Below are 14,214 nucleotides of genomic sequence, written 5' to 3' on the forward strand. Positions count from 1 at the left end.
ACAAACTATCTTTGTTCTATGGGTGTCACAGTTCTTGGCTCAGCACCAATATAATCCGCTGATGGTCTGATAATACGGTTATTAGAACGTTGTTCCATTACATGTGCGGCCCAGCCAGTTAATCGTGAGCAAACGAAAATAGGAGTAAATAGTTTTGTTGGGATCCCCATATAGTTATAAGTAGATGCATGAAAAAAATCAGCATTACAAAACAACTTTTTGGTATCCCACATGAATTCTTCACAGGCAACAGAAATATCATAAAGCGAGGTATCACCATTTTCAGAGGCTAATTTCTCAGACCAAGCTTTAATAATTACGTTACGAGGATCTGAAGTACGGTAAATAGCGTGACCAAATCCCATAATTTTTTCTTTACGCGCTAACATTCCAGCCATTTGTACCTTGGCATCTTCAGGTGATTCAAATTTTTCAATCATATCCATTGCCGCTTCATTCGCTCCACCATGAAGTGGTCCACGAAGAGTACCAATAGCACCAGTAATACATGAAAACATATCTGACAAAGTTGAAGCACAGACCCTAGCGGTAAATGTAGAAGCATTAAACTCATGCTCAGCATATAATATCAGCGATACATCCATAACACGCTCATGTTGCTCTGATGGGCTCTTGCCATTTAACAAGCGTAAAAAGTGACCACCTAAAGAGCTCTCATCACTCATACAGTCTATTTCGATGCCTTCATGACTGAACTTATACCAATAACACATGATGGCTGGAAAAGCCGATAACAAACGATTTGCTGCTTGGTTTTGTTGTGAAAAGTCAGCTTCTGGCTCAACATTACCAAGAAAAGAGCAACCTGTACGCATAACATCCATCGGATGCGCGTCTTTTGGAATTAACTTTAGAACTTCTTTTAACGCTTGTGGAATATCACGTAGAGTAAGTAACTCAGCTTTATATTGTGATAATTGTTCACTTGTAGGTAGTTCACCATTAAAGAGTAAATAGGCAACTTCTTCAAAAGTAGCATTTTGCGCTAAATCAGCCACATCATAACCACAATATGTTAAGCCACTTCCTGACTTTCCTACTGTACAAAGGGCTGTTTCTCCAGCACTTTGACCACGTAAACCAGCACCACTTAATTTCTTATCAACCATGATCCTTTCCTCATATTTAATATAGTATTTATTGTATTTTTGTGTATCAATTCAGTTACTTATTTTTACCTTGAGCAAAAAGTGAGTCTAACTTTTGTTCATAATCGTGATAACCAAGGTAATCGTATAAATCCATACGTGTTTGCATGTTATCTATTTCTGCTTTTTGGTCGCCATCGGCTAACAAGGCTTTATAAACAGACTCAGCTGCTTTATTCATAGCTCTAAACGCTGATAATGGATAAAGCACCATGGCACAACCCCACTCACCTAATTGCTCTTTATTCCATAACTCTGTTTGACCAAATTCAGTAATATTAGCCAAAACAGGTACATCTAACGCTTGAGTAAAAGCGCGGTAATGTTCTTCTGTTTTAACCGCTTCAGCGAAAATACCATCTGCACCAGCTGCAACATAAGCTTTAGCACGCTCAAGTGCGGCTTCTAAACCCTCTTGTGCGAATGAGTCTGTACGTGCCATGATAAAAAAGTCATCATCTATACGTGCATCCACTGCAGCACGAATCCTGTCAACCATTTCATCGGTTGACACAATTTCTTTATTTGGGCGATGACCACAGCGCTTCTGTGCAACTTGATCTTCAATATGAACGGCTGCAGCACCAGCCTTTTCCATATCACGAATAGTTTTTGCAATATTAAAAGCCCCTCCCCAACCAGTATCAATATCAACGAGTAAAGGTAAAGACGAAGCAGAAGTAATTCGAGATACATCTGCAACAACATCATTTAAGGATGTCATCCCTAAATCAGGCAAACCGTAGGAAGCATTGGCAACACCGCCCCCAGATAGGTATATCGCTTGATGACCTAATTGCTCTGCCATCATTGCGCAGTAAGCGTTTATCGTTCCAACCACTTGTAATGGTTTATTTAATGCTAGGGCTTGGCGAAACTTAGCGCCAGGTGATATTTGTGTTGTCATTATTTATCCTCAATTTACTTTTTATGTTCGGTAAAATTTTGTTGGGCAATTTTATTTTCAATATTTTTACGAGATGCGGCGATATGACGACGCATTAACATTTCAGCTAACTCCCCATCTCTATCACAGATTGCTTGAATGATTTGAGAGTGCTCATTAAATGCACGACTTGCTCTTGGACTATTCATACCAAACTGGCAGCGATACATACGTACTAGGTGATATAATTGTCCACAGATCAAATCGATAAGTTGTTTATTATGGCTTCCTAAGATAATCTTATAATGAAAGTCGAGATCACCCTCTTCTTGGTAGTAGGCAACACCATCTTTAAGAGCTTGTGTTTGTCCGTGCTTTTTAAGCATAGACTGCATGTCGACAATTTCCTCATCAGACATATTTAAAGCTGCCTGACGACAAGCCATTCCTTCAAGCGCTTCGCGGGTAATATAAAGCTCTAATAAACCTTCAATAGTACAATCAACAACGCGTGAGCCCACATTTGCTTTTCGTTCTATTAAGTGACACTTCTCTAAACGATTTAATGCTTCTCTCAGTGTAGAGCGACTTATTTGATAACGTTTGGCTAGCTCAGGTTCGCTAATTTTGCTACCGGAAGGGATATCGCCTTCAACAATTGCGTGTTGGATTTGTTCAAATACTTTGTCCGCAGTAGTTACTGCAGTTTGTTGCGTTGGATTTACTAAGGACATAAATTTAGCCTTACACTATCAAACATATAAATTGTCGACAAATTAACTTTAATGAATGAATAATAGCGATAAATTTATAAATTGCAAGTAGACTTAAGTATTATTGTCGACAATCAGCTTTGATGAGTATTTACAGATAGGCACAAAAAAGCCCACGCAATATTAAATATTGCGTGGGCTTTCTATATTTCACTTTTAGTACACTTATTAATAAAATTAAAAAGTGGCATCCCTAAGGGGATTCGAACCCCTGTTACCGCCGTGAAAGGGCGGTGTCCTAGGCCTCTAGACGATAGGGACACTGGATTAACATACGTTAAAACAAACTATCTGCCAAATCACTTTGGCGAATTAGATTAACTTAAGTCTTATGATAGTAGACTTATGGAAAAACTAATACTCTAAACTCTTATTTATTCTTCATAAGAAGAATTCCAGCATAAGAAACTGATTCACTTTATATGCACTCTATACGATTAAGTATAAAGTGGCATCCCTAAGGGGATTCGAACCCCTGTTACCGCCGTGAAAGGGCGGTGTCCTAGGCCTCTAGACGATAGGGACACAGGATTGGCAAAACCAATTCATCAACGCTTATTGTTTTATAAGTACAAGCAAACTTATTTATCTTCGCAGAGTAAACTCTACAAAAGAAAAAGTGGCATCCCTAAGGGGATTCGAACCCCTGTTACCGCCGTGAAAGGGCGGTGTCCTAGGCCTCTAGACGATAGGGACACAAAATCAGTTAAACTGATTAAACTATCTATTTTCTGTTGTACCAACTACTTACAACAAAAAACCTAAATTTGGTGGAGCTATGCGGGATCGAACCGCAGACCTCTTCGCTGCCAGCGAAGCGCTCTCCCAGCTGAGCTATAGCCCCGCTTGTTTAAATATCTAAATTCAAACGGTTATATTTAGTAACTGGCCTAATAGCGACTAAATATAGTTCTTAATAATAAATATTAAGATGTTTCAACAACGCTTGTTTCGGTGAAACGAACACTTGCTGAAAACGAGGCGCATTCTAAGCAGCAGCTAGAAAACTGTCAACACTTATTTTAAAAAAAATGACAAAAAATTGCAAAATGTGCTTTGACTGATTACTTATACAACAACTTGCTTGTTTTTTGCCTAAGCACTTGTTTGCCTTGTACAAATCTTAGTCATATTACTGAAAAGTTTCAGTAATATGACAATAATTACAAAAGTGGTCATTTGCTTACTTTCTTTTTTAACTATTTAAAGGTATTGTTTGCATACAACGCATTAGTCAGTATTACTTAAAAACAAAATGCAGTTAAATGAATTAAATATTGTTGCTATTGGTGGAGGTCACGGTTTAGGTCGTGTGCTTTCTACCCTCTCCTTTATGGGTGATAAACTCACCGGTATAGTAACTACTACAGATAACGGTGGCTCAACAGGTAAATTGCGTAAACGCAGTAGTTCGATTGCTTGGGGAGATCTAAGAAACTGTTTAACCGAACTAGTCGATAGTAATTCGGTTGGCAGCCAACTATTCAACTTTAGATTCGACGGTAACGATGAATTAGGTGGTCATAATCTTGGCAACTTAATTCTATACGGTTTAGGACAAGTTCAATCTCGTCCATTAGACTCAATTAAACTTGTAAGACGTATGCTAAGAGTACGTACTCAAGTATTACCTATGTCTGAAACTCCAACAGATCTAATGGCGTTTTATCCAGAAGGTCGCTGCCGTGTTGGTGAGCTTTCTGTTGATGAAATGCCAATAATGCCTAAAAACTTGATGTTAGCGCCATTAGTTAAGTCGTTAACACAATGCATAGACGCCATTAATGATGCTGATTTGATTATTTTAGGTCCAGGTAGCTTTCTTACTAGCATTATACCGCCACTATTGGTTAGAGATATAAGCAAAGCAATTGCTAATAGAAAAGGACATTGTGTTTTTGTTGATAATGTTGTCGCCGAGCAAAGCCCTGCAGCTAATTTAACCTTAGATGAAAAGTTAAATTGGATTGAAGAAAATATTGGCTGCTTACCCATTGATAGTGTGATCTGCCAAGAGCCTTGCATAGAGTCATCAAGGGTAGATATTATTTGCCGTGATTTGTCACACCATAAAGTGCCACATCATCACGACAAACAAAAACTTATCTCTGCGTTAGAAGCGTGTATTTCTATTGCAACTGAAAATAAAAAGTCCGCTTAATTTTTACTTATTCAAAGCGCCTTCATCTTGGCTGATACGGCTCGCCACAGCGCCCTTTTGCCCTTTATATTTTGCATCATCACGTTTGTTATAAGGCCTAGCTGCACTTGAAGACATAGTTTCAAAGTTAAGTGCGGCTATTTTCATTTTAGGGCGTAAAGCTAACGGTAATTTACCGCTATTATAAAACTCCAATACTATTTGACCAGACCAACCGGGATCTATCCTGTGCGCTGTAACATGTACCATAAGGCCTAATCTGGCCAGAGAAGAGCGACCATCTAACCAACCAACAATATTATCAGGCAAGGTAACTGATTCATACGTAACCGCTAGTGCCAATTCCCCCGGATGTAAAAAGAAAGCATCGCCATCATTTATAACAATCTCATCGCTCATGACAGAATTCATTGCTTGTTGCATTTCTTCTTTAGGGCCACTTAAATCAATAAAAGGGGCTGTATGATCTTGAAACACGCGAAATTCATTACCTAAACGTATATCAACACTAACACCGGAGATCATTGAGCTATCAGGTTTAGGTGAAATAATTATTTTTTCATCATCAAGGTATTGTTCAATATCTTTATCACATAATCTCATGCTTAATTTCTACTTATAAGTTAATTTATTCATTAATTTCTTCGACACTTGCGGTTAAGGGACTGCGATTATCAAGTTGTAAAAACAATTGCCCTGCCATATTACGCGCTATTCTACGGTACAAACTTGCAATCTCGCCAGTGCTATTTGCAATGATATCAGACTGACCAAAGTCAGCATCTTCTCGGATAGTTCTATTGAGAGGTAGCTGACCTAGTAATTCAACATGTTTCCTTTTAGCCATATTGACTCCACCTGAATCACCAAAAATATGGCTTTCATGACCACAGTTTTCGCAGAGGTGATAACTCATGTTTTCAATAAGCCCTAAGACTGGTACTTGCACCTTATCAAACATAGTAATGCCTTTGACGGCATCATCTAAAGCAATATCCTGAGGTGTCGTAACAATAACAGCTGCTGCTACCGGTATCTTTTGCGCTAAAGTCAGTTGAATATCACCGGTTCCGGGTGGCATATCAATTAATAAATAATCTAGCTCAGGCCAAGCCGTTTCGTTAAGTAATTGACTAAAAGCACCACTTGCCATTGGACCACGCCATACTGTTGCATCATTAGAGTCAACTAAAAAGCCGATAGACATAGCACTTAAACCATGAGCAACTAATGGGATCATTAACTTTCCGTCATGAGATTTTGGTTTGGCATTCTTTAAACCAAGTAGTGTTGGAATTGAAGGACCATAGATATCAGCATCTAATATGCCAACTCTAGCGCCTTCAGCCATTAAAGCATAAGCTAAATTGACTGTAGTGGTAGATTTACCCACCCCTCCCTTACCTGATGCCACAGCGATGATATTGGCAACTTTTTGCTCGCTTCCTGTTAAAAAGGCGTGGCGAACACCTGACACTGAAAGTTTAATATTAAAAATAACATTTGTTGATAAAGCTTGAGATAACGTACTAGATATCTCATCTAGCTCACCTTGACATGGAAAAGGCATTACAGTGCGAATTTCAATATCATCAGAGTGCTCAATCGCTATATCAAGACAGGCATTTAATACACCTAATGGAAAATTGACCGAACGATAATTTTCTAACGTAGAATTGATTACTTTTTCAATCTCTTTTGGGTTATAAGAAGATTGAGTAGTCGTTTGTGTTTTTTTGGAAAATATTTTACTGAACATACCGAATATCCATGGTATTGATTATTAGAATACATACCCAATTCACATGATGATGGCTTGAGTATAAAAGCTAAATTCTGTACTATTGCAGCCATTATTACCATCAAAACATTTATTTTTTATGTCTACTGCTATTTCTTCACAATCTTCACCTGTAAAACGCAAAATATTAGTGACTTGCGCATTACCTTATGCCAATGGTTCAATTCACTTAGGTCACCTACTTGAGCATATTCAAACGGATATCTGGGTACGATTTCAACGTATGCGTGGACATGAAACATACTTTGTTTGCGCTGACGATGCTCATGGCACGCCTATAATGCTTAAAGCCCAAGAATTGGGTATTTCTCCTGAAGCCATGATCAATGCAGTACGTGATGAGCATATGGCTGATTTTGCAGATTTTCACATCAGTTTTGATAACTATCATTCTACTCATAGTGAAGAAAATAAAGAGTTTGCGACTGAAATATATAACCGTTTACATGCTAGTGGCCATATTAAAACACGTACGATTTCACAGCTTTTTGATTCTGAAAAAGAAATGTTTTTACCTGATCGCTTTGTTAAAGGTACCTGCCCTAAATGTAAATCTGAAGATCAAAACGGTGATAGCTGCGATAACTGTGGCGCCACATACTCACCAACAGAGGTGCTAAACCCACGTTCGGTAGTATCAGGTGCTACACCCGTACTAAAAGACTCTGAGCATTACTTCTTTGATTTGCCTGCTTTTGAGCAAATGTTAAAAGATTGGACGCGCAGTGGTGCCTTGCAAGAAGAAATGGCAAACAAACTAGCCGAATGGTTCGAACAAGGTTTAAAACAATGGGATATTAGCCGAGATGCCCCCTACTTTGGTTTTGAAATACCTAATGCACCAGGCAAGTTCTTTTACGTATGGTTAGATGCGCCGATTGGTTACATGGGTAGTTTTAAGAATTTATGTACAAAAAACCCACAAATTGATTTTGATAGTTTTTGGAACGAAAATTCTGATGCCGAGCTTTATCACTTTATTGGAAAAGACATTATCTATTTCCACAGCTTATTCTGGCCAGCTATGCTTGAAGGTGCTGGATACCGTAAGCCAACAAGCGTATATGCTCATGGCTTTGTTACGGTTAATGGCGCGAAAATGTCTAAATCTAAAGGAACCTTCATTAAAGGCAGAACTTATTTAGAGCATCTTAACCCTGAATATTTACGTTATTATTATGCCGCAAAACTAACAAATCGCATTGATGATTTAGATTTAAACCTAGAAGACTTTGCACAACGTGTAAATTCTGATTTAGTGGGTAAAGTTGTCAATATCGCTTCTCGCTGTGCAAGTTTTATCACTAAGCGTTTTGACGGCATGTTATCCACTAATATTGACGACCAAGCACTTGCTGATGAAGTAATGAATGCTGGTGATAGTATCGCTGCTCATTATGAAAGTCGTGATTTTGGACGCGGTATGCGAGAAATTATGGCGTTAGCGGATAAAGTTAATGAATATATTGCAGTAAAAGAACCATGGCAATTAGTTAAAGATGAAACCAAGCAGCAAGAAGTACAAGACATTTGTTCGCTTGGTATTAATATGTTCCGCACCTTAATGATATATTTAAAACCAGTATTACCTGTATTAGCGGATAGTACGGCGACATTTTTAAATGATGAGCTTATTTGGGAAGGACATAAATCACTACTAACTAATCATAAAATCAACAAATTTAAAGCATTGTTGCAGCGTGTTGATATGGATAAAGTTAACGCCATGACAGATGCATCAAAAGACAACTTGGCGAGTAAAGCTGATGATAAGAAAGTCAGTAAGAAAAAAGCAAAAAAAGCCAAGGTTATTGATAACAGTGCTGCGCTTGAAAACCCATTAGCTGTTGATCCTATTAGTGAAGAAATTCAATTTGATGATTTTGCAAAAATTGATTTACGTATCGCGAAAATAATCAATGCTGAGCATGTGGAAAAGGCAGATAAACTTCTGCAGTTAACGCTGTCACTTAATGATGATGACTCTGAAACTAGACAGGTTTTTGCGGGTATAAAATCGGCATATCAGCCTGAGGATTTGATCGGTAAGCACACAGTAATGGTTGCTAATTTAGCACCTCGCAAGATGCGCTTTGGACTATCAGAAGGAATGGTTTTGGCCGCTGGACCTGGTGGTGAAGATTTATGGATTTTAAATCCTGATGATGGTGCTAAAGCGGGTATGAGAGTGAAATAAGCTTGTTATATCATTAACTTAATAAGTACAACATTAAAAGGTATAGTGTAACGCGATACCTTTTTTTGTTTTTTAAATAGATAAGGTTTCAATTAAACAGTGAAAAAAATAACCGCTGTAATACAAAATATTCCTGCTTCCTTTATTATCATTTTTACTATGATACTTGGCTTGGCAATAGGGTCTTTAACATCCACCGTTTATCCCGGTGTTAACGAGATAGCCAATGCCTTTGTCATGTTATTACAAATGACGGCATTACCTTATATCGCGCTTTCATTGCTCATAGGAATAGGCAGTTTATCTTCTATAAAAGTTCGCAGTGGTGTAAAACAAACGTTAATCATTTTACTGGCTATGATGGCGCTAGTACTGCTATATATTTTGCTCGCGCCTATCGCATTTCCCACTTGGGTAAGTGCCGATTTTTATAGTTTAAATACTATAAAGACAACTCAAGAATTTGATCTCATCAGCTTATTTATCCCACGTAATCCATTTCATTCATTTGCACACGGATTAATACCAAGTGTGGTTTTATTTAGTTTATTAGTCGGTATTGGTCTGATGCAAGCTAAAGCTAAAAAACAAACCTTGTTGGCATTAACTGGTTTAAATAATGCCATCATAAATGTAAGCAATATGGTGATGAAATTAGCTCCTGTCGGCATTTTTTGTATTGCTCTAAAGGCTGCAGCTACAGTTGATGCATCACAAATAGACGGTTTACTCGTGTATATTGTCACTGCAGGGCTTTTGGTATTTCTATTAAGTTTCTTAATACTTCCGGCTATCGTTGCCACGATTACTGTTTTAAGTTATCAGCAAGTTATCAAGGTATCTCGCGAAGCTATGATCACAGCCTTTGCGACTGGTAGCTTTTTTATTGTCATTCCACTACTTGTTGAAAAAACGAAACAATTAATAAAAGATGTCTCCATTACACAATCATCTTCATCAAATATAACGCCTACAAAACTAGAAGATGCAGTTAGAGTACCTAGTATTATTATACCAATTAGCTTCAGCCTGCCTATAGGTGGAAAATTATTAGCTTTACTCTTTGTATTGTTTGGAGCATGGTTTTCAGGCTCAAAAGTTGGTGTCGATCAATACATCAATTTATTACTTGTAGGCTTACCACAGCTTTTTGGAACCAGCGTAGTTGCCATGCCCAACTTGTTAGAGCTGTTTAATGTACCCAATTCATTATTTGAACTGTTTTTAGTTGCTGAAAATCTTATTGTTGGCCGATTCAGTGCATTACTTTCCGTTATTTTTTCAACGTGCCTTGCATTATTAATTGCTATTAGTATTACCAAGCAATTCACCATAAAGTGGCGCTCGCTACTGCTTTATGTACTAATACTGCCGTTAATTTCAGTGATCACATTCATTACTCTTCGCATAACTTTTGATAATATCAGCTATCAATATCAGGGTTATTCAAAATTTATTGAACGTGACTTTATCTTGGTTGACATCAAAGCCAAGGTCATAAGCGAAGCTGAAGATGTACAAGTGAACTCCCGTCCTTATGTCGATGTTTTAAGCCGCATAAAACAACGAGGATATATTCGTGTTGGCTACTTTAGAGATGACTTACCTTATGCCTTTCACAATCACAATGGTAAACTGGTCGGCTTCGATATAGAAATTATTAACCTATTGGCGGATGATCTTGCTGTTGGTATTGAATTCGTACGTATATTTCATAACCAAGCTAAAGAGTTATTATCATCTGGTTATCTTGATATGACGACAGGTATCCCAGTTTTACCAAATAATATGAAAGAGTTAACTTTAACGATTCCATATACATCCCAATCTATTGCTTTTATCGTTAAAGACGAACGTCGTCATGAATTTACCGATTGGAGAAATATTTTTAAGCGGGATGATTTAATCATAGGAATACCTGAGCTATTTTATAGTGAAAATTTAATTAAACGTTATTTCAAGCACGGTAAAGTATGGGAAATCTCGACACCTAGATTGTTTTTCAAAGATGATTTTAAACATATAGATGGCATGCTATTTGGAGCACCTACGGCCTCTGCATGGACATTGTTACATCCTAACTATACAGTTATTGTTCCAAAACCAGCTCAACCTCCTTTAGCGATGGCATTTGCCATCAATAATAAAGATAATGCCTTTGAGTTATTCATGAGAAACTGGATCACGACCAAAAAAGAAAATAATGATATTAATCGTTTGTTCGATTATTGGGTTGCTGGTAAACAACCGGTTTTATTATCTGAAAAAATAACAGAGTTGAAGTAAATATGATTAGAAAAACTATTGCGGTTGTCTGCGCAACTATCCTTGTTGGATGTACAACAAATTATCAAATGTCTACTAATCTAGACAAAGAGAATTTCAAAGATTACTTTTCTGCTGCAGAAATTAAAATTTATCAATCTGAGCAAGATATTACCAACAAGCATAAGTTCATTGGTCTGGTTGAAGGGCAAGATTGCCAAGTAAAGGCACATCATGCTGAGCCTGATAAAATCAATGCTAGAACTCAAGCAAGGCAACAAGCCTATGACAAAAGTGCAAATGCAATCGTATTTACCGGTTGCGCTGAACTGTCAGCAACACAATTAAATCAACTAAGTCACAGTAGTGATGCTAAATTATGCCATGCTATGGTTATCTGTTATGGCAGAGCTTTTGTTGTTGAAAACAATAGTCAATAATAACAATGCCCAATAATAACAATACTATTACATTCGACTATATTGGTCATGTTATATCACCATTTAAAGAAAAGTTTGCCATTCCTCGTCAACCAGGAATAGCAGACAAGGCTAAGGGTGAAATTATACTCAATGGCTCAGCAAATAATGCTGATGTTGTTAAAGAGCTCAATCAATTTTCTCATATTTGGCTTATATTTGTTTTTCATGGCACTCAATCTCAAGGATGGAAACCACTCGTAAGACCTCCACGTTTAGGCGGGAATAAAAAAGTAGGAGTATTAGCTACTCGGTCAACTTTTAGACCTAACCCTATCGGCATGTCAGTGGTTGAATTAACCTCGGTTGAAGTTAAAAATAAACAAGTAATACTCCATGTTTCTGGCATAGACTTATTAGATAAAACTCCTATTCTTGACGTTAAACCCTATATTCCCTATTCTGATTCATTGCCTGATGCTAATGCTGGTTTTGCACAAATTCCGCCACAGAATAGTTTAACCGTGGTTTTTAGTAGTGATGCACAAAAAGCTTTGCTAAAACACGAAAAGAATCACCCTGAATTAACCTTATTAATAGAGCAAGTATTATCTCAAGATCCTCGCCCAGCCTATAAGCATGGAAAAACAGATGAAAAGCTTTATGGTATGACACTTTATAACTTAAATGTTGAGTGGAAATTACAAGATATGAGCAATGTGATTGTGACAAAAATATCTGGGATTCCTTCTAATCAGCATAAAACATCAGAGACTAGTTGATGACAGCAAGATTCCTATTTGAATTACTTTTGTTAGCAGCTATTTGGGGGGCATCATTTATTTTTATGCGTGTAGGCAGTCCTGAATTTGGTCCTATTTTATTAATGGCATTACGCACATTAACCGCAAGTTTATTTTTACTACCTATTGTCTTTTTAACTAAAAAACATCGTGAGTTTAATGGTTATAAATTAAAAATATTTATTGTCGGCATACTAAATACCGCGATTCCTTTCGTACTATTTGGCTACGCAACATTAACTCTGTCTGGTGGCTTAACATCAGTACTCAATGCTACAACGCCTATGTTCGGTGCTATTGTGGCTTATTTTTGGTTTAGAGATAAATTGACTATCGGCGCTTCAATAGGCTTATGTATTGGCTTTGTTGGGGTCTATTTGTTGATGTTAGACAGAACATCTATCGGGCAACAAAGCATACTACTTCCAACACTTGCTGCACTATTTGCCTCCCTGTGTTATGGGATCAGTGCTAATTACACTAAAAAATATCTTTCAGGTATAAGCTCTTCAGTTTTGGCTACTGGCAGCCAAGTTGCAGCAACTCTAGTGTTAGTACCCATGAGTTTTTTCTTTTTACCTGCTCAGCTTCCAACTAACAACGCCATCATATCGGTACTTTTGTTAGGAGTACTGTGTACTGGTATTGCTTATATTATCTTCTTTCATTTAATCGCTAATTTAGGGCCATCAAAAGCGATCACTGTGACTTATTTAATTCCTGTGTTTGGACTGTTTTGGGGTTATATATTTTTAAATGAAATGGTTACATTTAGTATGCTAATTGGTTGTGGGTTTATTTTAACCGGTGTTGCTTTAGCTACAGGGCTACTGAAATGGTTTAAGTAAACGGAGTTACTCTTCGGTCGCTTCCAAAATACTTGCCATTACGGCTTTAAGTTGCACATCAACTTTATCAACTAAAAGTTGTAAATTAGAATCTGGCTCGCCTATCTCGCTATCTAATTGTTTGGTTAACTCAAAAAGAGCCATTGCTCCAATTGAAGATGAAACCCCTTTAAGGGTATGTGAAACATGCTTTGCACTATCATAATCGTTACTGACAATAGCCTGATTTAGCTTATTACCATCTTCTTTATGTTCATGATAAAACATTTTAAGTATCTCAAGATAAAGCGCTTTGTCTCCTAAAACATTACTTAACCCTATACTGGTATCGACTCCAGCAATACTAAAACCCTCTGATTGCTCAACCTTACTGCTCAAATCATTTGCCTCTTCATTAGTATTATTATCTGAAATTGTTTCAGTTACTTTGCTCTTTTTATCGATATGTTCATCACCTTCATTTTCTAATGAAGCTATTTCATTATTTTTATGTTTTAAGCGCAATGCTTTGTTAACACGAGCTAACAAAACTCTTTTAGTATAAGGCTTAACAATATAATCTTCAGCCCCTAATTCAAAAGCTTCAACAATTTCGTCTTCAAGATCAGATGCTGAAAGCATAATCACAGGAATATCTTGCAAATTACTGTCAGCCTTTAATGTCTTTAAAGTACCAAAACCGGATAATCCAGGCATATGCAAATCTAAGATAATAAGATCAATCGAGGTATTGGTTAATATAGTTAATGCACTTTCACCTGAATTGGTTGTTAATACTTCACAGCCAGCTCGCTCCAAATCAAATGCTAATAACATTAAGCCGTCATTTGCATCATCTATGGCAAGTACTTTATACGCTTGTTCAAATTTAATGGTGGTGCTCCCCTCAATT

The 14,214-nt window shown here is 37.2% G+C and carries 12 protein-coding genes and 4 tRNA genes; 6 read left to right on the forward strand and 10 right to left on the reverse strand.

All coding sequences use genetic code 11. The features are described from left to right. Positions 1–5: 5 nt before the first annotated feature. The 7 genes from prpC to AC27IF_RS11605 form a co-directional block, all read right to left on the reverse strand. Positions 6–1,130 (reverse strand): bifunctional 2-methylcitrate synthase/citrate synthase, encoded by a 1,125-nt coding sequence (prpC, locus tag AC27IF_RS11575; protein ID WP_487054493.1) that lies wholly within the window; start codon positions 1,128–1,130, stop codon positions 6–8. Between the two features lie 55 nt (positions 1,131–1,185). Further along, on the reverse strand, positions 1,186–2,064 hold the full coding sequence (prpB, locus tag AC27IF_RS11580) for a methylisocitrate lyase (protein WP_487054609.1): 879 nt from the start codon (positions 2,062–2,064) through the stop codon (positions 1,186–1,188). A 26-nt stretch (positions 2,065–2,090) separates the two neighbouring features. Continuing rightward, a complete protein-coding gene (locus tag AC27IF_RS11585; protein WP_487054494.1) occupies positions 2,091–2,789 on the reverse strand; it encodes a GntR family transcriptional regulator in 699 nt (232 codons plus the stop codon). 224 nt (positions 2,790–3,013) lie between these two features. Beyond that, positions 3,014–3,089: transfer RNA gene (locus AC27IF_RS11590), tRNA-Glu, on the reverse strand. Between the two features lie 188 nt (positions 3,090–3,277). Beyond that, positions 3,278–3,353 (reverse strand) — tRNA-Glu (locus AC27IF_RS11595). A gap of 95 nt (positions 3,354–3,448) precedes the next feature. Further along, positions 3,449–3,524: transfer RNA gene (locus AC27IF_RS11600), tRNA-Glu, on the reverse strand. Positions 3,525–3,596: 72 nt separating this feature from the next. Beyond that, positions 3,597–3,672: transfer RNA gene (locus AC27IF_RS11605), tRNA-Ala, on the reverse strand. Between the two features lie 411 nt (positions 3,673–4,083). Between AC27IF_RS11605 and AC27IF_RS11610 the strand changes: the two genes are divergently transcribed. After that, complete coding sequence (locus AC27IF_RS11610) at positions 4,084–4,989, forward strand: gluconeogenesis factor YvcK family protein (RefSeq protein WP_487054495.1); 906 nt, start codon at positions 4,084–4,086, stop codon at positions 4,987–4,989. A 3-nt stretch (positions 4,990–4,992) separates the two neighbouring features. Here AC27IF_RS11610 and dcd read toward each other — a convergent pair whose 3' ends face one another. After that, entirely contained in the window at positions 4,993–5,592 is a 600-nt protein-coding gene (gene dcd, locus AC27IF_RS11615; protein ID WP_487054496.1) for a dCTP deaminase, read from the reverse strand. A 25-nt stretch (positions 5,593–5,617) separates the two neighbouring features. Further along, a complete protein-coding gene (gene apbC, locus AC27IF_RS11620) occupies positions 5,618–6,748 on the reverse strand; it encodes an iron-sulfur cluster carrier protein ApbC (RefSeq protein WP_487054497.1) in 1,131 nt (376 codons plus the stop codon). A 121-nt stretch (positions 6,749–6,869) separates the two neighbouring features. Between apbC and metG the strand changes: the two genes are divergently transcribed. From metG to AC27IF_RS11645, 5 genes are all read left to right on the forward strand, one after another. Next, positions 6,870–8,987, forward strand: a complete 2,118-nt coding sequence (gene metG / locus AC27IF_RS11625) for a methionine--tRNA ligase (RefSeq protein WP_487054498.1) — start codon at positions 6,870–6,872, stop codon at positions 8,985–8,987. Between the two features lie 99 nt (positions 8,988–9,086). Continuing rightward, positions 9,087–11,273: a cation:dicarboxylate symporter family transporter gene (locus AC27IF_RS11630; RefSeq protein WP_487054499.1), complete on the forward strand. Its 2,187-nt coding sequence runs from the start codon at positions 9,087–9,089 to the stop codon at positions 11,271–11,273. 2 nt (positions 11,274–11,275) lie between these two features. Beyond that, positions 11,276–11,692, forward strand: a complete 417-nt coding sequence (gene rcsF, locus AC27IF_RS11635; RefSeq protein ID WP_487054500.1) for an Rcs stress response system protein RcsF — start codon at positions 11,276–11,278, stop codon at positions 11,690–11,692. A gap of 5 nt (positions 11,693–11,697) precedes the next feature. Next, positions 11,698–12,453 carry a tRNA (N6-threonylcarbamoyladenosine(37)-N6)-methyltransferase TrmO gene (gene tsaA, locus AC27IF_RS11640; RefSeq protein ID WP_487054501.1) on the forward strand — a complete coding sequence of 252 codons (756 nt, stop codon included), beginning with the start codon at positions 11,698–11,700 and terminating at the stop codon, positions 12,451–12,453. Continuing rightward, positions 12,453–13,322, forward strand: coding sequence for a DMT family transporter (locus AC27IF_RS11645; protein ID WP_487054502.1), 870 nt, complete (start codon positions 12,453–12,455; stop codon positions 13,320–13,322). The genes tsaA and AC27IF_RS11645 overlap by 1 nt, the downstream gene beginning before the upstream one ends. A gap of 6 nt (positions 13,323–13,328) precedes the next feature. On the opposite strand, the gene AC27IF_RS11650 is transcribed toward AC27IF_RS11645, so the two are convergent. Then, positions 13,329–14,213: a response regulator gene (locus AC27IF_RS11650; protein WP_487054610.1), complete on the reverse strand. Its 885-nt coding sequence runs from the start codon at positions 14,211–14,213 to the stop codon at positions 13,329–13,331. Position 14,214 lies beyond the last annotated feature (1 nt).

This window comes from Colwellia sp. KS18-150 (genome assembly GCF_057551365.1).